Here is a 23,152-nt window from a genome sequence, read left to right on the forward strand (position 1 = left end):
ATACCTTTAAAAATAAATATAGTTATTGTTCCAGCTGTCAAAATACCTTTTTTTTATCTTACAAGCTATGAACGGATCAAGATACTATGATGTATCATAATATTTTCAATCTTCATGATGAACGGAGTATATAAATGGTGGACTCAGACATTTATGACATTTTAAGAAGTGTCAAAACAATTGCACTTGTTGGTGCGAGTAGCAAAGAAGATCGCCCAAGCTATAAAGTCATGAAATTCTTATTAGAACAAGGTTATGATGTTATTCCTGTAAACCCAGGTATGTCTGGACAAACATTGTTAGGTCAACAATGTTATACCTCATTAAAAGATATTCCTGTCTCGATTGATATGGTTGATGTTTTCCGTCAATCATCTGCTGCATTAGAGATCGCAAAAGAAGCGATTGAAATTAATGCCAAAGTCTTATGGTTACAAATTGATGTGATTAATGAAGATGCCAAAGAGTTAGCAGAAAAAGCAGGGTTACGAGTGGTTATGGATCGTTGTCCTAAAAAAGAAATCGAAGCGCATGGCCTTCCTTGGTAAAAAATCAAAATAAAATCGCCGAAAACAAATTCGGCGATTATCATATTTATTCAGATCACGGCTTATTTAGATTATTCGGTTAATTTCGTAATCGTGGAGCCTGTAATTGGCTACGAATTGACTGCGATAGCTCATCCAATGAGTCATTATCTAAGTGTTCATCTGAAACTTCATAAGTTATCTGCGCTTCAGCAAGATAAGTATGAACGGGTTGTCCTTCATCATCTTCCATCACAACATGGTACCAAGGTGCTGCTCGCAAGGTCACATTAGATGCAATATCATCCTCATTAGGCTGATCAAGGGAATATTCAGCATCCACATCGACAACAACGCCTAAGTAGCCGAGTAATTTATGTCTAACTTGCTGTCCTATCCCAAATTTGCTGGCGGTCATCATAGTATCACCTCCATATAGCCTTGCTTATTGGTTATATATATGAGGGCATAAAGTGAAATTTCAAGGATTTGAAAAAAATATAATCCTTTGCTTTCATTATGAATAAAGAACCTCACAAAATCAGATTATCTATTGTATAAAGAAAAGACAATAACCTGAGTAGAATTTTTATTTTAACAACATTATCAGGAGAGCATATGAAAATGGGTAGAGAATATATTATTCAAGGGCGTGTGCAGGGCGTTGGGTTTCGTTTTTTTACTTATCAATGGATGAAGAAACAACCAATAACAGGTTATGTTTGGAATCGTGATGACGGCAGTGTGGGCGTAAGAGCGTTTGCAAAGGAAGATGTGCTCAAAGAATTTGAAAATTGGTTAGAAGCTGGTGGCCCTAGAGGCGCCAAAATTACATTTTGGTCTGCTACATCTTGTGAATATGAATCAATGGCAGATTTCTCAATCCGCCATTGTGAGTAGTGTGGTTTTTAGTTATTTATTATTAGAAGTTAATATTTTAAATACATTTAACGGGTTTAGGTAAACCAGCCAGTTTTGTGGCCTGCTTCGCTGGGCCTTTAGGAAATAGACGATAAAGGTAACGACTATTGCCTTTTTCTTCGCCATATTTTTGCGCAAGGGCTTTTACCAGCATACGAATAGCAGGGGAGGTATTAAATTCTAGATAAAATTGGCGAACAAAGCGGATAATTTCCCAATGTTGCTCTGTTAGTTCAATTTCTTCTATTTCAGCTAATGTTGGAACCATATCTTCGCTCCACTCATTGCTATTTTTTAGATAACCGTGACTATCTGTCTCGATTTCTTTTCCGTTAAATACAAACATGTGCTTTATGACCAATCAAAAATAATAGCGTTAATTTAGCAAAAATAAGGAAAATACCCAAGCAGAACCCATAAATCGTTGATTAATTAAGCCATTGACTTGTAATGCGTTTAATTTTACATCAAACAGTACAATAAGACCTTTACAATATAAGGCTAGATGTTTATATTGCTCCCCATTGCGGAGGGGTGGCCGAGCGGCTGAAGGCAGCGGTCTTGAAAACCGCCGATGGGAAACCATCCGAGAGTTCGAATCTCTCCTCCTCCGCCATTTCATCATCTCCTAGCGTCTCCTAAAGTCTCCTTATCCCAGTAAAATCAAGCAATCCAATCAAATCATTGTCTCCTGAAGTCTCCTAACGTCTCTTGAAAGCTCTATCATTTGTTGTATAGTTTTTTGTATAGAATTACCCTATACAAAATTGGTGATTTATGAAGCTAACGGACATAGCGATTAAAAAAGCTAAACCACGCGAAAAAGTCTATTCACTTCGGCGGGGTTTTTTGTTATCTGCAACCTGTAAATAATCATTACAGGTCACATATTAGTTATTAAGGCGTCTTGTTTAATTGTTTTTCGGGGAAAGTAAAAGCATTACTCCAGCGCCTGCCAAAAGGCCAGAACAAGTTCGGTTAAAGATAGTCTTAGCCTTTGGTTTATTGAGTAATTTTTTCATGTGCAAACCCAACAAGGCGTACAACATGATCGCTATGAATTCAAGAAGCAAAAATAGTGAACCAAGCACTAAAAACTGTTGGCCAGCCTCAATTTGAGGGTTAATAAACTGAGGAAGAAAGGCTGTGAATATTAGGATTGCTTTTGGGTTTCCTGCTGCCACAAAAAACTCCTGTTTTGCTAATTTAAATATGGATGTATCCCATTTGGATTCGGTGATACTGAATTCAGAGGTTGGGGATTTCCATAATTGGTATGCTAGCCACAGAAGGTAAGCAACTCCAGCAAATTTAATTGTGCTGAAAATGACTTCTGATGTTTGTAATACTACAGCTAGTCCAAACGAAGCCAGAACAATCATAATCACAAATGCGAGCAATCTACCGAGACCTCCAGCACATGAATGAGTGAAGCCATAGTATGCTGCATTATTAATTGAAAGTAGGTTGTTTGGTCCCGGCGCGAGATTTAAAGCAAAGCAGGCTGGGATAAAAAGAAGTAGTGTTGAAAGTTCCATATAATTCCATTTGTATTTTTTAATGAGTGTTTGCAAGTTAATCATACATATAAGCTGAAAAGAATCATTCAGAAGATCGCTTAGGTGGTCTTTTTTCGTATATGCCGACCACAGAATCAATCACAACACCTCACATTCACACAAAAGCTGTGAGTCGGCTTTCTATTAACTAGTTCCTCCAAATAGGGGGTGAGTATGAATCATATGAAACAAACCCCTGAATTTTGGGATCAGGTATTCCAAGTTATCGCTGCTCATAAAGAGCAAGGAATTAGCGCATCACTAGCAACTGGTCGTGGTAAGTACAACGGCGGTGGCTGGAAGAAAACATTATTTGATGGCGGCTATGTGCGCGTTGTTTGCATGGTTTGTAAAAGATCTTCTAACGCTACTAGGTCTTAATCATGACTTGGTATATCTGTCTAGTGTATTCATTGGATATGTCGGTGTAGATGGGTTAAGCAAACTCATTAAGGGTAAGGCATAGCTGAGAAATGACTAAATCTAATCGTGAGCCGGCTCGCGGTGAGCGCAACAATAACCCCGGCAACATTGACTATAACCCACGTAATAAATGGAAAGGTTTGGTCGGTATTGAAACGGGAGTGCCTAACCCTCGATTCTGTGTCTTTGAGTCGCCAGAGTATGGCATCAGAGCAATTTATAAACTAACTCAAACATATCAACGTAAATATGGTTTGAACTCAGTATCAGCAATTGTTAATAAGTACGCACCGCCAATTGAGAACAATACCAATGGCTATATCACTCGCGCATCGAAAGAGATTGGTGTTGGCATTAATGACAAGATAGACACTCAATCAAAACAGGTTGCTATCTCTTTAGCAAAAGCAATCGTAGGCGTTGAGCTTGGGTATCAGCTTTATGCAGATAGGGTTTATGAAGATGCTTGGTTATTGCTATGAGTAAATATATCCCATGGTTTTTTCTCTTACTTTTAAGTGCTCTATTAATGGTATTAAGTTTATCAAATGCAAAAATAAAAACGTTAAGTAACGAGAATGAATCACTCAGCAAGGATTTGTCTGAGCAAATTAATATTAATAGCAATTATAAAGAGCGCATTGATAAGTTAAATAAACTCGATAGTGATCATCAGCAGGAGCTTTATAATGCAAAGAATGAAATAAGTCGCTTGCGTGATATTAGTAAGCGTAATCCTAAGCGGGTGTATATCAAAGCCGAGTGTCCAAAGAGCGCCTGTAATCTCGCCACCAGCTTGGATGATGCAACCACCGCCCGACCTACTGACACTGCTATCAGAAATTATTGGCTACTCAGAGAGCGAATTGCAGAGTCAGAGTAAGTGATTAAAGGGTTGCAAGATTATATTTGGACGGAGTGTTTACGATGAATGAAGATAAAGAGGTGCTTGCTTCAAAAAATAGAATCATTCATGAAAGAGAGTGAGCCTCTTGAATACAAATATGATGCTTCTGGTAGCAAATACGCACATTATTTTTCATTAAAACTCGCAGAACATCTATTACAAAAAAGCAATATGGACAATTGATAATCCAATAGCAAAAATATACCTAGAATCTAATAACCTAGATAAGGTAACTATTAGTTAGAATCTAATTATAAATATTAATAAAGTTTTAGGTTACTTTTCCGATATATATTTCTTCACAAATATACTAGGAGGCTATATGGAATTTTCAGTATTAGTAACATTTGACCTTAATTATTGTAAAACTACAGAGTATAGAGTGATGGAAAGAACACTAATTAATCTGGGTTTTGAAACATCTTCAGATCGTTCAGGGTTAGACTTACCAAGTAATACTTATTTGGGGGTTGTGGAAGTTGCTGATGTAGTGTTGGATATTGATGATATAAAGCTAGGCGCGGAAGGTGCAATTAATCTTATTTCAACTAAGCTCAGAAATGCTATCAAAGCAGTGGGGAAAACAGGGAAATTTTATGTTACTGCTTCACCCAAAAGTATGACGGTTGATTACTGCTCTAGATAATTTTAACTTTAGAACATATATTTAATATCACAAAGCCTGCTTTTGAAGTGACCCCCAATAGTTGGACAACCAATTACTGGGGGTTTTCTTATTGTGTAAGGAATATAAAAAACAGGAACACTGCATTGCAAAATGACACTGCGCCGTTATATGTACCCATTGTTTATCATTGGCGCCACTGGTTAGTGAAGCTCTGCTACAAGAAAGAAATTGTGTTTGAAGGCCAAGAAGTGGGGTTGAGTAGTGAGTAAATATCACGTAATAGCAACTAAGAAACCCAAGGATAGGGACTATAAACGTATAGGTGGTAAGAAAAAAGTTCTAGCTATCGGTATCTACCCGATGATAATTCTCGCCAAAGCCAGAAAATTAGTTAGAGAATTAATCCAGTTTTATAATGAAAGGAGACCACATTTGTCATTAAATTATAAAATGCCTGATGAGGTTTATTGAGCGTTTTATGCCTGAAAGGTTGTCAATCTATATCAGGATTAGTCAATTTATTCCATAAAATGAAGCTTCATATTTAGGTTTTTCATTGCTGTAAATAAGTACAGTAACGCTTATTGGTTTTTAAATGGTTAAATATCTCTCATCAATTTATGGGGATATTATAAGTATGAGTACGAAGGCGTTTGATTTAAATATAGAGAAAATATTGGAAAACTGGAAAGTTAGACATGCAGTTAGAGAGATCATTGCTAATGCATTAGATGAGCAGATATTAACGAATACAGATCAAGTTCAAATATCAAACAATGGGAATAACTGGATTATCAGGGATTTTGGTAGAGGCATCACTTATACTCATTTAACTCAGAACGAGAATCAAGAAAAACTAAATGCTCGAAATGTTATTGGTCGATTCGGCATAGGGCTAAAAGATGCTTTGGCAACATTTGAGCGACATGGGGTTGAATGCTTAATAAAATCAAAGTATGGCATTATAAAAACTACAAAAATGACCAAGCAGGGTTTTGGCGATATAACTACGCTACATGCAATTATTGAAGAGCCACTAGATACAGAATTTATTGGTACAGAAGTAAAGTTAAGTAACATTGATGACAATGAAGTAGAGGAAGCTAAATTACTTTTTCTTAACTTCAGTGGCTCTAAAGTTATAGATACCACTGGGTATGGGCAGGTAATTGAGAATAATGGTGATGAAGGAAAAATTTATATAAATGGTGTGTTAGTTGCCAGAGAAGAAAACTTTTTGTTCTCATACAATATTACTCGTCTTAATACCCAATTAAAAAAATCAATTAATAGAGAAAGAACTAATGTTGGTCGTAGTGCTTATACTGACACAGTAAAAAGAATCCTATTATCGTCTAAGAACGAAGTTGTGATCGATAAGCTTGCTGATGATATGGCTGGTTATGAATATGGAACTATGCATGATGAGTTATCATGGATTGATGTGCAAGAGCATGCTGTATCGATTTTGAATTCATCAGAAAGTGTGATGTTTGTTACTTCTGAAGAGGGGATGATGCATAGTTCTCTGATTGATGAGGCTAGGGCGAACGGAGTAAGAATAGTCACTATTCCTCATAATTTAAGAATGCGAATTGCAGACTCTAAAGATATTGAGGGGAACATCATAAATGATATAAATAATTTCAAACAAGTATATAACAATAGTTTTGTATTTTCATTTATAAATGAAACGGCACTTTCTAAAGCAGAAAAAGAAATTTATCAATATAAGAATGAAATAGTTAGGATATTTGGTGATCTACCTGACGGCGTGGTTGATATACAACTTTCTGATACTATGCGGTTAGATGATATGACAATGAGAGAGACATTAGGCTGTTGGGATCCTAATTCAAAATGTATTGTGCTGTCACGAAAAACACTAAAGTCACTTTCTATGTTTAGTGGAACTCTGGTTCACGAATTAGTACATGCAAAAACTGGACTTCCCGATGTGAATAGAGAGTTTGAGAGTGTGCTCACTGATGAAATAGGCAATGCATATCACTTATTGTTAATAAATAAAAAAAGCAATGAAATTAATGACAATAATATAATAGAAATAAAAAAACCTTGGTATAAGTTTTGGTAATAGCAATAATTAATAGGTGTTAAATCTGCTATCAATTGCATCATAAATAACGAAATTAAAAACAAGTTAATTAACGAGGATGATGTTGTGAAAAAAATACTAATTTTTACTGCAATTTTGTTTGCATACACTAATGTATTAGCTGGTGAATGTATTGGTAGTGGCGCATACCGAATATGTACTGATTCAACAAAGAATTCAGACGGAGATGAGACGATCCGATCTCATGATAATCAAGGAAACTCTTATTCAATAACGTCAGGAAATAGAGATAATCCTGATGGATCAACAGAAGTATTTTCTGTTGATAGTGGGGGTAACAAATATTCCATTAAAAGCTGGTGCGATAGTTCGGGCTGTCATACTGAAGATAGTGAAGGAAATAAATGTACGATCACTAAATCAGGTGAAATGATTGGTTGTTAATTATTTTATATATATCGCCAGATACAATGAAAAAGAATTTTGTTTTTCTCAGTATGCCATCGATTGCTAAAGAAAATAGAAAGTTATCGGATGTTGCTGAAGTGGTTTGCGCTAATTATGACGATAAGAATTCGTGCGAGGGATTTGTTAATACGTCAATAATTGTCCGCATTGAGCAAGGTAGAGTTAGTGTGATTTGATGAAAAAATATCTGATGACCAAAAAGATAGATGTAATGAATCTAAGCAGGTATTACAAGCTGCTTAACTAAAAGTGTCCAACTTTATGGGATCACTTCAAGTTAGCAGATTTTTTTGTTTTCTTCATTCTTTACCATATTTAGTTAAAATAAGAACAAAAATTGAATGCCTAAGATCACATATCATGCCTCTTAATTGAGGTTTTTTTGGTTATTTTGATAGTCTCATCAGGAATATTAATATTTCTTGGTGATGACATGAAATCAAAAACATTAGGTTTAGATCTTCTGTATTGGCAATTTGTTGATCTTGCAATAAACAAAGAGTACGTAACAACCGCTGACTTTCTTGGAAAATTCAGAATTAATCAAGAAAGAGTAAACAAAATAATCTCTGAGCTAGAAAAAACGAACGTTATTATTAAAGATAATGAGAAATATAAAGTTATTGGTTTTCCAACAGAATTGAATTGGCGAGAAGTAAGCTCAACACAACTACAAGGTGATGAGTGGTGGCTAAATGAAAAGTATACAAATGTACTGACAATAGAGGAAGGTAAAACATTTATTTATCAAGATTTTTATAACAGAGGTTTCACTGGGAAGCCTGAATTTCTTATAGATATACATGGTGATATTGCAAAGTATCATCCAGTTAGCTTTGGTGGTGTTAATGAGAGGCTGAGGTATGCATATTTATCAGCTTATTGGCCTAGAGAAACAATAGTTGCTTTTCATTATGATGAGGAAATAAAAACCTTATTTATAGATGTAGACCTGCCAGAAATTGAAGACACGCCTGTATCAAATGGTGAAAGGTTAAAAACCGCAGAAGAATATTATAATGATTACGCAAGGCATGTTCATGCTATCGCTTTAAGAGTATCAGCTATCGGGTTTATGGTTTGATCAGAAATAGAGAATGTCATAGTGGCTGGGTATTCTCAGATATTTAATCATGAAACTGGTGATGAAGATGATCTCTATTTAATTAATGCAAAATTGAATAGGGATAAGTTTGAAAGGCTTCCTATTAAAAACATCTCCATGTGTGACCCTATTCAGTATCTGTCAGGATTTGAAGCATTAGTTAAAATGAATAAGAATTATAAAATGAATGTAATCGATCTGAAGTGGTAGTTTGCTACTGTAAATAACTATACTAAAAAAATTAGAAATAGAAGATACTTTAGACACTGATATAGCTGGGGCACTGATAGACTTTATCTTTAGTTTAATTAGGCCTGTTGGTATTTTAGGATATATTCTCATCATCTCAAGAATTTAATGATAATTTGGTTGAAAAGCATTAGTAGTACATTCGGTTTTTAATACGTAGGATAATAGGGATATTGTTTTTAACTGGTTATCCTGTTTTTTATGAAATGCAAGGATAGATATATAGCGCTAAATGGAATTGAAAATATAAAACAAAATAAGTGATATAGAGCTACTCCACCATGCTTAGCAGGAGTATTTATAAACAATCCAGTATTCCAGAATTTTTTTGTTGTATATTTTAATACGAATTTTTCAGTGATCATTTTTGAGAAAGGGAAAAAAATTGCACTAGGTATGCTTAAAATAAGCATTAACAGACTTTCAATAGTGTGATCGTTATAATTAAGATAAATCATCACGAACATCATAAAATAGCCCCAAAACATATTGTTAATATAATATTTTTTAGTCATATCCAGATCCTAATAAATTCCATTCTATAAAAAATAATTATAATAATAATTATTCTTATTTTCAATTTTTTGTTGTTTTTATTTTGGCTAAATTAACTGATTATCCATTCTAAATTATCTGGATTAAATAATTATCTCACCTATTTTTTATGGATAGTCATTAGTATTTCAGGGCTGTTTTCTTCGTTCTATTTTATAGGTGAGAAAATAATCAATAAAACTCACCTATTTAATATCAAAATAATTTTAAAGACTTATTTATTGATTTCATTATTTTTAGCTTGAAGATAATCAGTGAGAAATGCTTGTGCATTACCTTCATGGGATATTCCTTCAGAATAATTTACTGATATAGGCTGAGATTCTTCTGGTATGTAAAGGTTACCACAGCATTTATTCTCAATAATTAGAGCAACAAATTTGTTTCCATTAATATTTATTGAATACCGAGTATCTCGACTTGTTTTTTCAACCTGCATCTTCTGAATTTTTAAATTCCAGTCATGGTCAATACCTTCTATTTGTACTAATGCTTCATTAGCATTACGATCACCAATACGTAGAGTCCAAACAATCACTCCTTGTTGACCTTTATAGGCAATGACATTATCTGCTACATCAGGGCGTTGCTCTGCATGTGCGCTCCCTATTATACAGGTAAATAATATAACGATTAAAGCTATAAACTTCTTATAATTAACCATATTTTTAATCCTAATATATTGTTATATATAAATAATTATGTAAATACCAACATCTATTACTATGAGATTAGTCATCATAATAGATTTATTTATTTTTAAATATAGCACGGAGTGACTATTAGGATATTTCTTGTTTAATTCCAATATAATATTAATTGTTGTTGAGAGAAAATAACCTTAATTTTAAAAAAATAATAAAGATTGATACAGAGAAGCTATACTTCCCTGTATTTTCTTGATCCCATTTACAAAGATAAAATCCGTTCAGATATCAGCGACATTAATTTCTCCGATTGAACATCGGTGACTATCATTGTATTCATACGACATTCATTTAAATTGCTATTATTTTTAGGTGGTCTTAGAGGGTCATGGACTGTTGCAAAACTTAAACCAAAAAGCTTGCGTGATTCATATTCAATATCAATATGCCCATTTATACCGGTGAAAATATCTGGGCGGATTAGATAACCTATTACACAGGGATCATGTAAGAAGGGATCAAATGCAGCATATCCACGAGACATTTTTGCTGCTGTTCTAGCAATAACATTACCTTGCTCTAACGATTGACATAAACCTGCTCGAATATCAGCTTTATGTGTGACATCCAATCCCAACATAGTAATGTGTTCTGCTGTATCAAAGACAATATGTGCCGCGTGTGGATCGACATAAAAATTGAATTCGGCTGCTGGTGTTATATTCCCATTACAAAATGCAGCCCCTCCCATTAGAACAATATCTTTCACATTATCCTTAAGCCTTGGTTCTTTTAGCATTGCCATGGCGATATTGGTAAGTGGTGCTGTCGGGCAAAGGGTGACTTCTTTAGGATTAGACATCACAGTATCAATAATAAAATCGACAGCATGTATATCAGGATAAGTGTAATTAGATTTTGGTAACATCACTCCAGCAAGGCCGTTATTGCCGTGTACTTGTGTTTTGCTTCCCCGACGTGCTATCAAAGGTCGTTCACATCCTTTGGCTAAAGGAATATCAGGCCGTGACACAAATGAAAGAATATTACGTGCATTCTCATGAACTTTATCTAACTCTACATTTCCAGATACTGTTGTGATCCCTAGCACTTTTATTTCTGGTGATGCCAATGCCAGTAAAATAGCAATAGCATCATCTACACCCGGATCACAATCTATAATAATTTTAGTCATATACTTCTCCTTTGATAAATTACATAACACATTGAATAACAGCTAGAATTAAAAAGATGACTCATAAAATAAATATCAATTAATAAAAATACCGGCCATCGTTGCAGATAAGCAACTCACCAACGTTGAACCCACGATCAGTCTAAAACTATTCGCCGCTATCATTTTTCCATGTTCTTTACTGATACTGGCGACACAAGCAATAATCATTCCGACTGAACCAAAATTTGCGAACGAAATTAGGAATACAGAGATAATGGCTTCTGTTCTTGGGCTCAGATTATCCAATTTGATATAGTCAATCATTGCAACAAATTCATTCGTTAAAATTTTTGTAGCAATAATTTGCCCGAATTCAATACTGTCCTGCCAAGGGACGCCAAGCACAAATGCAATAGGAGAGAAGATATAACCAAGAAGACCTTGGAAACTTATTCCTATGAGGTGTAAAAAAATATCATTCAACATGCTAATTAGAGCAATAAAGCCAAGAAGCATTGGAACTATCGCTAGAATTAATTTAAAACCATCGAGCATATGCTCTGTTAGTACTTCGAAAAAACTATGATGTTCATTTTTAGGGCCAGAAAAATTGTTAGATATCTCAATAGGATCGTTAGGGTTAATAATGGAAACAATAACGAAAGTACTAAAAAAATTTAGGCAAACACCAATAAAAACAAACTGAGGTGATAATATTTGAGTGTAAGCACCCAATATTGCGATATCGACAGTAGATAACGAGCATGCAGCTATTGTGTACATTTGTGGTTTTGTTAAATTGGGTATGTATTCTTTAATCGAAACATATACGGCCATCATACCTACAATGACAGCACTAACTGCTGAAAAAGATTCAAGTTTACCTACTTTGGCTATTTTATTAATAAGGTACCCGATAGTAAGAATAATCAACCGTAGAATACCAAAATATTTTAATATCCCAATAATTGAACAAATAAATACTAAAGGCATTAGAGCAACAATAACGAACACAATAGGTGTTTTTGTGCTTATATCTCCAAATACAAAATCAATTCCTTTATTTGCATGATGTACTAAATATTCTATACCTATATTCGTCGTGTTAAGAATTGTGATCCCAATAGATGTGTGTAGAAGTATAAAAGCAACGGTGGCCTCTATTAATAAAAGAATAAGAATAGGAATAAATTTTCTTTTTATTTTATTAGCATTAAAACTAATTGAAGATGCCACTATAAAAATTAAGAGAAGGCTAATAATGAAAATTAAATATTTCATAACGACCTCGATTATATAATTTATTAACGGGGTGGGTTATTTATGCACTTCCCTTACATACGTTCTTTTTTTAATCTGGCATCAACACTTGTTCTAGATGGCATTGATGATGCACCTTTTTTTTCAACGGCCAATGATGCATAAGCAATAGAAAACTTAATTGCTTCATCCATATTTTTACCTTCTATTAATTTTGCAGCTAAAGCACCAGTGAATGCATCACCAGCACCACTTGTATCAACTACAGATGCACTCATCGCTTTGTAATATTTCATAGTGCTACCATTGAAATAAAGAGCACCACTGTCACCAAGTGTCATTACTATTTCTTTAACACCTAAGCTGTGTATTGCTTTTATGGCTTTCTGTGCTGAAATAACGCTATCAATTTTAATGTTTGATATTAATTCTGCTTCTGTTCCATTTGGTATTAATAAATCAATAGATGACAAATGTGAGACAATTTGATCTGAATAGGGCGCTGGGTTAAGAATGACATAACATCCCGATTTTTTTGCTATTTCAATCGCAAACTTGGTCGCATCTATATTATTTTCTAATTGAGTAAGAAAAATTTTTGCAGATTGTAGATTATTAATATCTGAAAGAATTTCAGCTTTAGTGATTGTTGCATTAGCCCCTAGATCAATAATAATACTATTGTTACCAGTGGTATTCTCAACCATAACTAATGCATTCCCGGTCTTTGCATTGGCATCTTTAATTAAGGTATATGAATTTATCTTTGTAGTACCAAAATACTTCTCTGCGGTAGCGCCAAATGAATCGTCGCCTACTTTAACAAAAAAATGCACATGATCATTTAATTCAGCTGCCGCAACCGCTTGATTAGCACCTTTTCCACCAGGGAAAAAGTTTGTAGAGATTGCTTTGATTGTCTCTCCGACAAAAGGAAATCTTTCAACTTCTGTGACAACATCTAAATTGAAAGATCCTAAAATATATAATGAGCATTTATCTGCAGTTTTTTTATCTCTACCTTGTTCTTCGCAATCAATTTGAAGCACTCTGGTTTCATCAATAGTTCTATTTATTATTGGTTCTAATTCAATTTTTTGTAATCTCACTCCACCATGAAATTTAGTTGCTATACCTAATAACTGTAATTCATCTATGTATCTTCTTACGGTTCTTTCTGATACATGAAGTAGAGCACTGAGCTCTTTTACATAGATAGAATTATCTTTCACTAATTTTTTTCTGATAAATGCAATACTACTCTTTTTTTTCATATTACCCCTCGTTTGTTAAAAAATGTTTTACCATTTGTTAAGATAATAGAGGTTAATTAAGTTTATTCTGCTTGAGTAGTCACGTTTTTTGCTCGTAATTGGACAGTTATCTGTCCGTTTAGATAAATTTTAAGGAAAATATGTGGATAACGTAGTTTGATTACGTTGGATGATTATCTAAAATCGTAATGAAATAATTGAAAATTATTTACTGATTTTTGATTTTATCATCATTGAAATGATTGGGTATCTGGAGAATGGATAGGACATTGATAGCTTTTGGTATCCACTAAAACGTAAAAAAATACCAATAAAGATATATTAGTGTTATCGCCATTGCCTAACATCTATTCGTTACCTGAAATTGAAAATATTCAGTTCAGAATTAATATAAGATAAAGAGAAATAATATCGATAGTATTTTCATATAAAACTTAATCAAATCAAAGTAATTGGCTTAGTAAGATGAAAATCAAACAAATATCAGCGATAACAAGTAAGACGCCAATAAGTGTTCTGACTAAAAGGCATGAAAGTGTTGTAGAAGGAGCCTTAGGAAATAATGCAGAAAAAGACCAATGAGCTAGCACTGCAATCAAAAATATAGCGAGTAACATATAACTGATAAAAAATACCATCATTAATCCTTTAGGCTGAGTATTATATTTTATTCTAAAAAGGAATACCTTTATTATTTATAAAGCTTTTATAAGTCTAATTTATTATTGAGATAATTTGAAGCATGTTAGCATGACGATAGTCATTAAATATATTATTACTATCTGAATAATAAGAAATTCATACCGTTTTTGTGAGTAAGCTTAAGTTATTGCTATTATCCTGTTTAAGAGTAATTTTACTTACCCAATGTTATTATCTTAAATGATATTTTATTAAATGTAGCTACATATTTTGTCAATAGCCGAAAACCTTAAATATTTTATTTGTAACTAACTTTAATTATTGATTATTTTATAAAAGATAGAGCTCATTGATTAAGTTCTTTACTCTTATATTGGGTAACGATTTTTTATAAGATCTAAAATTTATATTGATACTAAATAAAGAAATGCTATTTTTGATGTTTATCACAGAACGAATATATAAATAATAATTAAATCATTTTTGTACTAATAATAGTCTTTTTTTGATATTCTTTTTTTGTGTATTTTGTGATTTATTTCTAGTTTTAATGAAACTTTAAAAACTGCTTGGATTATAATTCTGATATTGTTTTTCTTTTTATTTTAATCATCACATTAGTTTCTTATTTTTATATTTTATATTGGATTTATTCTTTATCTGACTATTGATTAAGATTTAGTTGAGAAATTTAAATGGCTAATTTATTATTAATCTTAATTTAAGATGACAATATTAAAAGAATAGCTTTTTAATACGCTATTTCTTCTTTGATATGGTTTTAATTAAATTAATACTCTTTATTTGTGTAAATACAAGGTTTAAATAGGCTAATTATCTTTATATCAATGAGGTCAATATGTTCCAACTTAAACGCAAGCTAGTTCTATTAGCGGCTACAACGTCATTATTAGGTTTATCTGCATCAACATTTGCAGCTGATGGTACAATAAATTTCACTGGTAAATTTGTTGATACTACGTGTAATGTTCAATTTGAAAATGGTAATAATACGGCAGCGGTTGATTTAGGTAGTTATAGCGTAACTGCATTAGCTGCAACAAATGATTTAACAACAACCAAACCAATCAAAATATCGTTATCTGATTGTCCTGCGGAAAATAATGCCGTTAATATTGAATTTACATCTAATAATACAAATGCTGATGGTCATACTTATATTGTGACTGGTAGCAATGAAATTTCAAAAACAGATATAGGTGTTGCATTATTTACCGATAATGCTCAAACCTCACAAATCATTCCCGCATCAACACAAATCCCTGTGACTTTAACTGAAACTAAAGGGGATACAACCGTTTACGCTTCGTTCAAACGTATTAAATCAAGCGGCACATTAACTGCTGATGAAGTTTCATCAACTGCAACATTTAATATTAACTATCTTTAAAAACAGTACATACCCTTTGATTTATCAAGGGGTATGACATCGCTTTATAAAGGCTAATTATGCTAAAAACAATAAAATCAGTTTTAATATTATTTACTTTTGGGGCTTTTTTTAACCTATCCCAAGCGAGTGTTGTGCTTGAATCTACACGCGTTATTTATACTGAAGGTAGCCATGAAGCAACAATCACAGTACAAAATCCAGATTCAAATCCTTATCTTATTCAATCATGGATAGGTGATGAGAAATCAGATGCACCTTCAGTAGATCCTTTATTTATTACAACGCCTCCACTTTTTCGTTTAGATGCAGAGCAATCAAATACACTTAAAATTGTGTATATGAAAAATAAAGTGGAATTGGCAAAAGATAAGCAATCAGTTTTTTGGCTTAATGTAAAAGCAATACCAGCATCTGATCCCAATGCTAAAAATACACTATTAATCTCAATTAATAGTCGTATTAAATTATTTTATATTCCTAATGGTCTCTCTAGAGAAGATTTTGATTTAGCATTTAAAGAATTAAAAATATCGATAATCAACAATAAATTACATATTGAAAATCCTACACCTTATTATGTGACATTATCTACATTATCAGTAGGTGATTATAAATTCGATAGACCTGAAATGTTAGCACCAAAAAGTACTTATAATTGGAATTTACCACAAGGTACTAATGGAAAAATAACTTGGAATGCTGTAAATAGTTACGGAGGAGTAACTGAACTAATGAAAAATTAAAAGTAAATTTAAATGATTTTAATTTTTAGATAGATCACGTTATTTTATGAGAAAAATGATGAAAAAGAATAATAATAGATACAGACAATGCAGATTTTATTTGCTTATTTCGGCTATTATTTCTTTATCTTATATTGGTAAATCATTTTCTGATGATTATTTTGATCCAACAGCATTAAGTTATGGTAGTAATCAAAATATTGCAGATTTGCAAACATTAGCGCAATTCTCTAAACCGGGAGGGCAACTTCCTGGTGATTATATTGTTGATATCTATATTAATAATGAAAAAGTAGGTAGTGAGCTAATATCTTTTTTGTTAAACGAGAATGATAACAATATTTATCCAGTTTTTGTAAAGGAACAATTGGTTGCTTGGGGGGTTAAAGTACTAGATAAATCGGATCTAAAAAAATTATCTGATAATGCAGAAATCACTAATCTTGCCGCAGTGATCCCTGACTCTAGTATTAAATTTAATTTTTCACAACAAAAACTCGATATCAGTATTCCTCAAATTTATATAGATAAGGCAGTCAGAGGCGAAGTTAGTTCAAAATTATGGAATGAAGGATTACCTGCTTTATTATTAAATTATAGCTATTCAGGTTCTAATACATGGATAGATAATTTAGATAAAGAACATACCAATGATCAATTTTTAAATTTACGTAGTGGATTAAATTTTAAAGGTTGGCGTTTGAGAAACTATTCAACTTATAACCATAGCAATAAAGATAATAAATGGAATAATATTCAAACTTATCTGAGCCATCAAATTGAACCATTTAAATCATTATTTACTGTAGGAGATGTTAATAGCTCAGGTGAAATATTTGATAGTTTTTCTTATCGAGGAGTTTTACTTGAGTCAGATGAAAGTATGTTACCTCTCAGTCAAAAAGGGTTTGCACCTATTGTTCGAGGTATTGCTAAAAGTAATGCTCAGGTTACGATCCGGCAAAATAATTATATTATCTATCAAACTTATGTCGCAGCCGGTGCATTTGAAATAAACGATCTGTATCCAACGTCTTATAGTGGGAATTTAGATGTCACAATTGAAGAGGCGGATGGAAGTAAACGTGATTTTGTAGTGCCTTTTTCTTCACTAGCAATTATGCAACGTGAAGGAAGTTTAAAATATTCTTTTAGCAGTGGTAAATTTGATTCTAATCTAAATTCTAGAGAGCCTTATTTTGCGCAAGCAACGGCAATGTATGGGCTGCCTTTAGACATTACTGTTTATGGTGGGCAAATTTTAGCAGAAAAATATACCGCATCAGCAATAGGTATTGGCCTTAATTTGGGTGAGTTAGGCGCAATTTCGACAGATATTACTCATGCTAATATCGTCCACAACAATGACAATAATAATAGAAATAACACTAGAGATTCAGGTCAATCCTATCGATTTCAATATTCAAAAAGTATGTTGCAAAGTGGTACGACAGTTACGCTAGCTGGTTATCGTTATTCTACACATGGTTTTTATACGTTTAGTGAAGCAAATAATATTAGTGATATAAATTATAATAAACGCTCACGTATTCAAGCTAATTTAAACCAATCTTTAAGTCATTATGGCAATATTTATTTTAGTACTTATCAGCAAGATTATTGGGGACGTTCCGGGATCGAGCGTAATATAAATGCTGGTTATAATACAAATATTAAAAATATTTCATATGGATTAAATTATAACTATAGCAGTATGCCTGATTCAGATAATGACCACCAAATTGCATTTAGCATAAATATACCTTTATCAAATTGGTATCCTAAAAATACAACTTATTTAACGTCAAATATGAATTTAGCCCAAGGTGGTAGATATAATTTACAAGTAGGCATGAGTGGTGATGCATTAGAAAATAGAAAACTCAATTATGCTATTAGCCAGAGTTATGGTAATCAAGATCAAAATGCCAGTGGCAATGCGCAAGTTTCCTATAATGGTGCCTATGGAAATATTAATGCAGGATATAGCTATGGTTCTCATTATCAACGGGTAGATTATGGTGCTCAAGGGGGAATTGTTTTACATCCATATGGGATCACTTTGTCGCAACCATTAGGAGAAACTTTAGCATTAGTTAGGGCACCTAATGCTAAATATGTCAAAGTTCAAAATGTGAATAGTGTCGCCACTGATAGCCGAGGGTACGCTATTATTCCTTATGTTTCACCTTATGTGCGTAATAGCGTGACATTAGATATTTCTACATTAGAAGAAAATATTGAAATTGTTGGAAATAATAAAACTGTTATTCCAACTAAAGGAGCAGTGGTATTAGCAGATTTTGAAATTAAAAAAGGGTTTAAGGCATTAATTTTACTTACTTTTAAAGAAAAGCCAATCCCATTTGGTGCGATTGCAACATTAGTTAATAATGATCTTAAAGATACACAAATAAATAATACAAGTATTGTTGGAGATAATGGTGTTCTTTATATCAGTGGGTTGCCTGAAAAAGGTCAACTTTATATAAAATGGGGAAATAAAAAAGAACAACAATGCTACGCACAATATTATTTAAATGATATCTCTGAAAATAAAGGGATACAGCAAGTGAGTGCACAGTGCTTATAACAATTAATGGTGAATAATATGAAATCTAATAATGCATTGTTTTTTTTAACTCTATTTATAATTAATTATTATCCTAATATAGTGGATGCAGCTTCAAAAAGCATTGATTTAATGCTATCAGTTGGGCCTATAAACAATATTGCATCTGACAGTGCTATAGCAAATGGAAAATTAATTACAGGAAAGTGGGATACTGAACGAACACAAGCTTATTTTTGTCTTGATACAGATAATAGGTTAGATAAGGAAACAATATATTCTGTTAGGGACGTGAGTGGTACTCAAACAAGATATGAGCGCGAAAATTACGACGTGTTTAAAACTACACATTCAGGTGTTGGGTGGATAATGGCCGTTTCAAATAACAATAAATTAAAATGGCTACCTATAATCTCAAACAAAGAAACTCAAGTTTTTCCTTATACTGGAGGAGGGAGCGATGATTCAGGGATGGGGGCAACTGTAAAATTCGCACTTGTGAAAATACCAGGTCGTTTTCCGAATGGAATTGTTACCTTACCAGCCCAAGAATTAGCCAAAGTAAATTGTTATAGATATGGGCAATTAATTGAAACAGCAACAATTAGATTAAATCCCGTTACAATGGAATTTAAAGCACGTTCTTGTCGTGTTCAAACGGGAACTCAAACATTACAAATGGGTTCCTATACTCGACAAACTTTTTCAAGATTATCAATTGGTGAAAACTTAGAGGCCGGTAAAACGGCTAATATTAGTTTAATCTGTGAAAAGGATGTAGCTCCTTTTGTCACCATTAGTGATAATAATAATATCGGAAATGAAACTAATATTATCTCACTTAAATCACCAAATTCAGCAACAACAGCAAAAGGTGTTGGGTACCAAGTTTTCTTTAATAATACATTACAATCATTAGGGCCTAAAAGTGAGAGTGAAGGAAATAAAAATCAATTTAGAATAAACGATATAACAACATCGAATAATCAAATAGTTCCTCTGACATTACTATTTAAATATGTAAAAACAAATAATACTGTAGTCGCTGGTGATGCGAATGCTTCTGTTACGTTAACTTTTTCATATCAATAATAAGGCGATAGGAATGATGTATATAAAAAATAATTATAAAACCATTATCTTATTGATGAATGCCTTATTTATTGGAAATGCAACCGCAGATGAAGTCGTGATTAACCTGCAAGGACATATAAAAGAAGGTACTTGCCAAGTTGCTAATTATCAAAAGGTGCTTTCTTTAACTGGAGATCAGCAATATATAACTATTCATAACACTTTTCCAACGGTTGGTAGTGCAAGCCAAGCTATTCCTTTTACAATTGAACTAAAAGATTGTGATCCTAAATTAAATATTTCAATTCGTTTTGATGGTGTGACAGTCTCAGGGCACGATAATATATTAATGCTAACTCAAGGTGCATCTTCAGCAGATGGTGCAGGTATTCAAATATTAGATAAAGAAGAAAATCCTATCAATATTGGCGAAAAGACAGCCGTTGCTTTTGATGTTAAAAAAGAAACGGCGTATGTTTTACCCTTTTATGCTCGTTATATTCGTTATAGTAATGATAGAGTAAAAGAAGGTGAGGCAAATGGTAAAGTCGATTTTACTTTTACGTATGATTAAATTTAATAATACTAAAGAAAGCACTTAATAATAGTTTATTAAGTGCTTAAGATAGTTATTATTAGTTACGTACAATAATAGGTTTTTCTTTACGATTAAACCAACTTTCACGTAATTTATCGTAGCTAAGATTAAATGCATAAGTATAAAAAAGGAAAAAGACAAAAAAACCAATTTCTAATAAAAATGCATTCCATAATGACATATTTAATAAAAGTGCCAGTATTGGTAATCCTATGATCACAAAGCTAAATTCAAAACCAATTGCATGTATAATCCGTATTTTTGTTGGTCTTGAGCCTTTTGATAAAGGCCAATAACGATCAAAGATCATGTTATAAAAAAGATTCAATAACATAGCTAATGTGGATAAGACAATAGCGACCGTACCCATCTGAAAAATTGAGCGTTCCAAAAGCCATGCACTAAGCGGTGCCGTTATGGCAATAGCAATCGCTTCAAATGTAACAGCGTGAAAAACGCGCTCAGTAAATGTTTTTTGATATTGGCTCATATCTCACCTCAAATTAATTATTTAACAAAAAACGAGTGCAATTATTGGTGATATTTTGTATATATACAAAATAGGAGCCATCGAAAAAACCGATACTACAATGAACTATTCTATAGAAACTTTGCGTACATTTGTTGAAGCCGCTTCATTAAAATCATTTTCTGCAGCAGCACGAAAATTAAATAAAAGCCAATCTACGGTCAGTAGTACCATTGCTGGATTCGAAGATGATATGGGGTTTGAACTATTTGAGCGAAAAGGACGAGAGTCAACACTGACTTTTGCAGGACAAAAAGTGTTGAGCTTGGTTGAAGATATATTGTCGGCTGATGAACGACTACAGGCATTAAGAATAGAACTATCGCCTGAAATGGAACCTCGTTTAAGTTGTGTATTCTCTGATATGTATCAACCACCTTATTCAGAGCAACTCTTGAAAATTCTAGATAAAGAATTCCCACATCTTGAATTTGAGTTTCTTGTTGCAGAAAATGATGATGTGATTAATATGCTACAAAATAATCAGGCGCATATTGGTATGATGGAATCACGAGTAGAATATCCTGCTGATATTGCTTTTGCTCGTTTGCCTGTGAGTGGTAAGTTAGGATTATATGCACATAAAACGCATCCACTTGTAAAAGAAAATAAAATCAACTACCAACATTTAACAATGCATCGTCAATTAAGACTAAGCAGCAGTGCTCAATTTGCTATTAATAGTGAGAAAAACTGGCTAGCACCTAATTATTTATTATTACTTGAAATGGCTGAGCAAGAAATGGGATGGGCAATATTACCCACATGGTTAGTTGAGCAATTTGGACATGATTTGTTAGTCAGTCTAGATTATGAACAATTCCCCAAGAAAATAGACATTGATTTGGTGTGGTCAAGAAGCAAGCCACCAGGAAAAGCGGGATATTGGATGATAGATAGGCTCTTAAAAAATGATCTTCAATTTTCTCTCTAGGTATTAATCAATCACCTTCATTATCAATAGATATAGTGAAGGTGATATATTCCTTTCATAACGTCAGTTCACCAGCCACAAACATTTGTTTCTTCATCCATATCATAACCACGTACAATATTGATAAGATCTTTCACCATTAAACTGGACATATCAGCATCTAATAAATCAGTTAAAAAACTATCTTTATCAACAGAAACACCGTTATTTTTGTTTGTTAATACCAAGGTGAGTTCTTGTGATTCAATATTTACCTTATTTTTTAGCTCATTAACTAAAAGTGAAACTTCTTTCGTTGCAATTTCTGGGATATATAAAATTTTAGGATTTAGAAATATTTTTTGAGATTTTTCTTGGCCATTGGCATTAATCAATTCTAATAAATAGCCTTTATTTTCATTTTCCATATTATTAACCTTCGGCAAGTATTTTAGGATCGACATAAAAATCGACATTAAAAACAGTATCTTCAGTTTTTGCTTCTATTTTGTGCCATGTCTCTGGCGGGAATACACCAAATTCACCAGCATTAATCACTAATGTTTCTGTTGGTTCTGGGCTAATTTCATCTGCATATGCGTAATAAATAATCATTCCTTGCATAACAGACAGCTTAGGATAAACCCCTTGGCGAGTACCTTTATCTAAATGCCTTTCCCAAATTGATTTTGGGGCTGTGTCTTTGGTCCAAAGTGGTGTTGAGCGTACATGGATATAGTGAGTGGGAATAATAATTCGTTCCATTTTACCTCCCTAAAATGAAGAGATTAATTTTTCTATTTTTATCTTAGTTAAGAAGAAAAATTATTGCTGATAATGTAATAAGCTATTGTGCTGTTGAATAAAATCTACCTCTTCTAATAAGGTAT

General features: G+C 32.9%; 28 protein-coding genes, 1 tRNA gene and 3 pseudogenes. 19 read left to right on the forward strand and 13 right to left on the reverse strand.

The annotated features are described in order from the left end of the window. Positions 1-134: 134 nt before the first annotated feature. Positions 135-548 carry a CoA-binding protein gene (locus DK866_RS10365; protein ID WP_109408831.1) on the forward strand — a complete coding sequence of 138 codons (414 nt, stop codon included), beginning with the start codon at positions 135-137 and terminating at the stop codon, positions 546-548. Positions 549-627: 79 nt separating this feature from the next. Here the strand turns inward: DK866_RS10365 and hspQ are convergent, their stop codons facing one another. Then, positions 628-948 carry a heat shock protein HspQ gene (gene hspQ / locus DK866_RS10370; protein ID WP_006537351.1) on the reverse strand — a complete coding sequence of 107 codons (321 nt, stop codon included), beginning with the start codon at positions 946-948 and terminating at the stop codon, positions 628-630. A 197-nt stretch (positions 949-1,145) separates the two neighbouring features. On the opposite strand from hspQ, the gene DK866_RS10375 reads away from it, so the two are divergent. Continuing rightward, positions 1,146-1,427 (forward strand): acylphosphatase, encoded by a 282-nt coding sequence (locus DK866_RS10375; protein WP_109408832.1) that lies wholly within the window; start codon positions 1,146-1,148, stop codon positions 1,425-1,427. A gap of 37 nt (positions 1,428-1,464) precedes the next feature. Here DK866_RS10375 and tusE read toward each other — a convergent pair whose 3' ends face one another. Further along, positions 1,465-1,794, reverse strand: a complete 330-nt coding sequence (gene tusE / locus DK866_RS10380) for a sulfurtransferase TusE (protein ID WP_109408833.1) — start codon at positions 1,792-1,794, stop codon at positions 1,465-1,467. Between the two features lie 182 nt (positions 1,795-1,976). Here tusE and DK866_RS10385 point away from each other — a divergent pair. Further along, positions 1,977-2,064 (forward strand) — tRNA-Ser (locus tag DK866_RS10385). Positions 2,065-2,359: 295 nt separating this feature from the next. Here DK866_RS10385 and DK866_RS10390 read toward each other — a convergent pair. After that, complete coding sequence (locus DK866_RS10390) at positions 2,360-2,986, reverse strand: LysE family translocator (protein WP_109408906.1); 627 nt, start codon at positions 2,984-2,986, stop codon at positions 2,360-2,362. A gap of 195 nt (positions 2,987-3,181) precedes the next feature. On the opposite strand from DK866_RS10390, the pseudogene DK866_RS10395 reads away from it, so the two are divergent. From DK866_RS10395 to DK866_RS10435, 10 genes and pseudogenes are all read left to right on the forward strand, one after another. Next, positions 3,182-3,473 (forward strand): annotated as a pseudogene (locus DK866_RS10395) (phage holin, lambda family). 7 nt (positions 3,474-3,480) lie between these two features. Beyond that, positions 3,481-3,912 (forward strand): structural protein, encoded by a 432-nt coding sequence (locus tag DK866_RS10400; RefSeq protein WP_109408834.1) that lies wholly within the window; start codon positions 3,481-3,483, stop codon positions 3,910-3,912. A 47-nt stretch (positions 3,913-3,959) separates the two neighbouring features. Beyond that, a pseudogene (locus tag DK866_RS10405) lies at positions 3,960-4,247 on the forward strand (lysis system i-spanin subunit Rz); the annotation flags it as partial. Next, positions 4,234-4,317 carry a hypothetical protein gene (locus tag DK866_RS20325; protein ID WP_432206650.1) on the forward strand — a complete coding sequence of 28 codons (84 nt, stop codon included), beginning with the start codon at positions 4,234-4,236 and terminating at the stop codon, positions 4,315-4,317. The pseudogene DK866_RS10405 and the gene DK866_RS20325, both read left to right, overlap by 14 nt. A 342-nt stretch (positions 4,318-4,659) precedes the next feature. Beyond that, the gene (locus tag DK866_RS10410) at positions 4,660-4,983 is read left to right on the forward strand and encodes a hypothetical protein (protein WP_109408836.1); all 324 of its coding nucleotides are present in this window, start codon (positions 4,660-4,662) and stop codon (positions 4,981-4,983) included. Positions 4,984-5,108: 125 nt separating this feature from the next. Next, on the forward strand, positions 5,109-5,234 hold the full coding sequence (locus DK866_RS20270; protein WP_279629001.1) for a hypothetical protein: 126 nt from the start codon (positions 5,109-5,111) through the stop codon (positions 5,232-5,234). Further along, complete coding sequence (locus tag DK866_RS10415) at positions 5,227-5,436, forward strand: integrase core domain-containing protein (protein WP_109408837.1); 210 nt, start codon at positions 5,227-5,229, stop codon at positions 5,434-5,436. Before DK866_RS20270 ends, DK866_RS10415 begins: the two co-directional genes overlap by 8 nt. Before the next feature lie 166 nt (positions 5,437-5,602). Beyond that, positions 5,603-7,060, forward strand: a complete 1,458-nt coding sequence (locus DK866_RS10420) for an ATP-binding protein (protein ID WP_208624178.1) — start codon at positions 5,603-5,605, stop codon at positions 7,058-7,060. Positions 7,061-7,147: 87 nt separating this feature from the next. After that, on the forward strand, positions 7,148-7,486 hold the full coding sequence (locus DK866_RS10425) for a hypothetical protein (protein ID WP_109408838.1): 339 nt from the start codon (positions 7,148-7,150) through the stop codon (positions 7,484-7,486). Between the two features lie 457 nt (positions 7,487-7,943). Next, positions 7,944-8,594: a hypothetical protein gene (locus DK866_RS10435; protein ID WP_109408840.1), complete on the forward strand. Its 651-nt coding sequence runs from the start codon at positions 7,944-7,946 to the stop codon at positions 8,592-8,594. Positions 8,595-9,043: 449 nt separating this feature from the next. Here the strand turns inward: DK866_RS10435 and DK866_RS20150 are convergent, their stop codons facing one another. The 7 genes and pseudogenes from DK866_RS20150 to DK866_RS10470 form a co-directional block, all read right to left on the reverse strand. Continuing rightward, positions 9,044-9,379 (reverse strand): colicin E1 family microcin immunity protein, encoded by a 336-nt coding sequence (locus DK866_RS20150; RefSeq protein ID WP_347876375.1) that lies wholly within the window; start codon positions 9,377-9,379, stop codon positions 9,044-9,046. A gap of 254 nt (positions 9,380-9,633) precedes the next feature. Next, complete coding sequence (locus DK866_RS10450; RefSeq protein ID WP_109408843.1) at positions 9,634-10,083, reverse strand: hypothetical protein; 450 nt, start codon at positions 10,081-10,083, stop codon at positions 9,634-9,636. 245 nt (positions 10,084-10,328) lie between these two features. Further along, positions 10,329-11,261 (reverse strand): nucleoside hydrolase, encoded by a 933-nt coding sequence (locus DK866_RS10455; RefSeq protein WP_109408844.1) that lies wholly within the window; start codon positions 11,259-11,261, stop codon positions 10,329-10,331. A gap of 75 nt (positions 11,262-11,336) precedes the next feature. Further along, on the reverse strand, positions 11,337-12,236 hold the full coding sequence (locus tag DK866_RS10460) for a nucleoside transporter C-terminal domain-containing protein (protein ID WP_244179689.1): 900 nt from the start codon (positions 12,234-12,236) through the stop codon (positions 11,337-11,339). Between the two features lie 54 nt (positions 12,237-12,290). Then, positions 12,291-12,524: pseudogene (locus DK866_RS20155) on the reverse strand (Na+ dependent nucleoside transporter N-terminal domain-containing protein); the annotation flags it as partial. 53 nt (positions 12,525-12,577) lie between these two features. Continuing rightward, on the reverse strand, positions 12,578-13,777 hold the full coding sequence (locus DK866_RS10465) for a ribokinase (RefSeq protein ID WP_109408846.1): 1,200 nt from the start codon (positions 13,775-13,777) through the stop codon (positions 12,578-12,580). A 443-nt stretch (positions 13,778-14,220) separates the two neighbouring features. Then, positions 14,221-14,415 (reverse strand): hypothetical protein, encoded by a 195-nt coding sequence (locus DK866_RS10470; protein ID WP_109408847.1) that lies wholly within the window; start codon positions 14,413-14,415, stop codon positions 14,221-14,223. A gap of 863 nt (positions 14,416-15,278) precedes the next feature. Between DK866_RS10470 and DK866_RS10475 the strand changes: the two genes are divergently transcribed. Genes DK866_RS10475 through DK866_RS10495 form a run of 5 tightly spaced genes read left to right on the forward strand, consistent with a single transcriptional unit; the run spans position 15,279 to position 20,796 of the window. Beyond that, complete coding sequence (locus DK866_RS10475) at positions 15,279-15,830, forward strand: fimbrial protein (protein ID WP_109408848.1); 552 nt, start codon at positions 15,279-15,281, stop codon at positions 15,828-15,830. A gap of 59 nt (positions 15,831-15,889) precedes the next feature. Beyond that, the gene (locus tag DK866_RS10480) at positions 15,890-16,576 is read left to right on the forward strand and encodes a fimbrial biogenesis chaperone (RefSeq protein WP_109408849.1); all 687 of its coding nucleotides are present in this window, start codon (positions 15,890-15,892) and stop codon (positions 16,574-16,576) included. Between the two features lie 58 nt (positions 16,577-16,634). Further along, positions 16,635-19,169 carry a fimbria/pilus outer membrane usher protein gene (locus DK866_RS10485; protein WP_162557000.1) on the forward strand — a complete coding sequence of 845 codons (2,535 nt, stop codon included), beginning with the start codon at positions 16,635-16,637 and terminating at the stop codon, positions 19,167-19,169. Between the two features lie 18 nt (positions 19,170-19,187). Beyond that, positions 19,188-20,240, forward strand: coding sequence for a fimbrial protein (locus tag DK866_RS10490; protein ID WP_162557001.1), 1,053 nt, complete (start codon positions 19,188-19,190; stop codon positions 20,238-20,240). A gap of 13 nt (positions 20,241-20,253) precedes the next feature. Continuing rightward, positions 20,254-20,796 (forward strand): fimbrial protein, encoded by a 543-nt coding sequence (locus DK866_RS10495; protein ID WP_109408852.1) that lies wholly within the window; start codon positions 20,254-20,256, stop codon positions 20,794-20,796. A gap of 61 nt (positions 20,797-20,857) precedes the next feature. On the opposite strand, the gene DK866_RS10500 is transcribed toward DK866_RS10495, so the two are convergent. Continuing rightward, positions 20,858-21,310 carry a multidrug/biocide efflux PACE transporter gene (locus DK866_RS10500; protein ID WP_109408853.1) on the reverse strand — a complete coding sequence of 151 codons (453 nt, stop codon included), beginning with the start codon at positions 21,308-21,310 and terminating at the stop codon, positions 20,858-20,860. 100 nt (positions 21,311-21,410) lie between these two features. On the opposite strand from DK866_RS10500, the gene DK866_RS10505 reads away from it, so the two are divergent. After that, positions 21,411-22,283, forward strand: a complete 873-nt coding sequence (locus DK866_RS10505; protein WP_109408854.1) for a LysR family transcriptional regulator — start codon at positions 21,411-21,413, stop codon at positions 22,281-22,283. A gap of 68 nt (positions 22,284-22,351) precedes the next feature. On the opposite strand, the gene DK866_RS10510 is transcribed toward DK866_RS10505, so the two are convergent. Both DK866_RS10510 and DK866_RS10515 read right to left on the reverse strand, forming a co-directional pair. Continuing rightward, complete coding sequence (locus DK866_RS10510; RefSeq protein WP_109408855.1) at positions 22,352-22,690, reverse strand: DUF1869 domain-containing protein; 339 nt, start codon at positions 22,688-22,690, stop codon at positions 22,352-22,354. 4 nt (positions 22,691-22,694) lie between these two features. Next, positions 22,695-23,027 carry a DUF1971 domain-containing protein gene (locus tag DK866_RS10515; RefSeq protein ID WP_109408856.1) on the reverse strand — a complete coding sequence of 111 codons (333 nt, stop codon included), beginning with the start codon at positions 23,025-23,027 and terminating at the stop codon, positions 22,695-22,697. Positions 23,028-23,152: the final 125 nt, after the last annotated feature.

The organism is Proteus genomosp. 4 str. ATCC 51469, assembly GCF_003144375.1.
Classification (GTDB): Bacteria; Pseudomonadota; Gammaproteobacteria; order Enterobacterales; family Enterobacteriaceae; genus Proteus.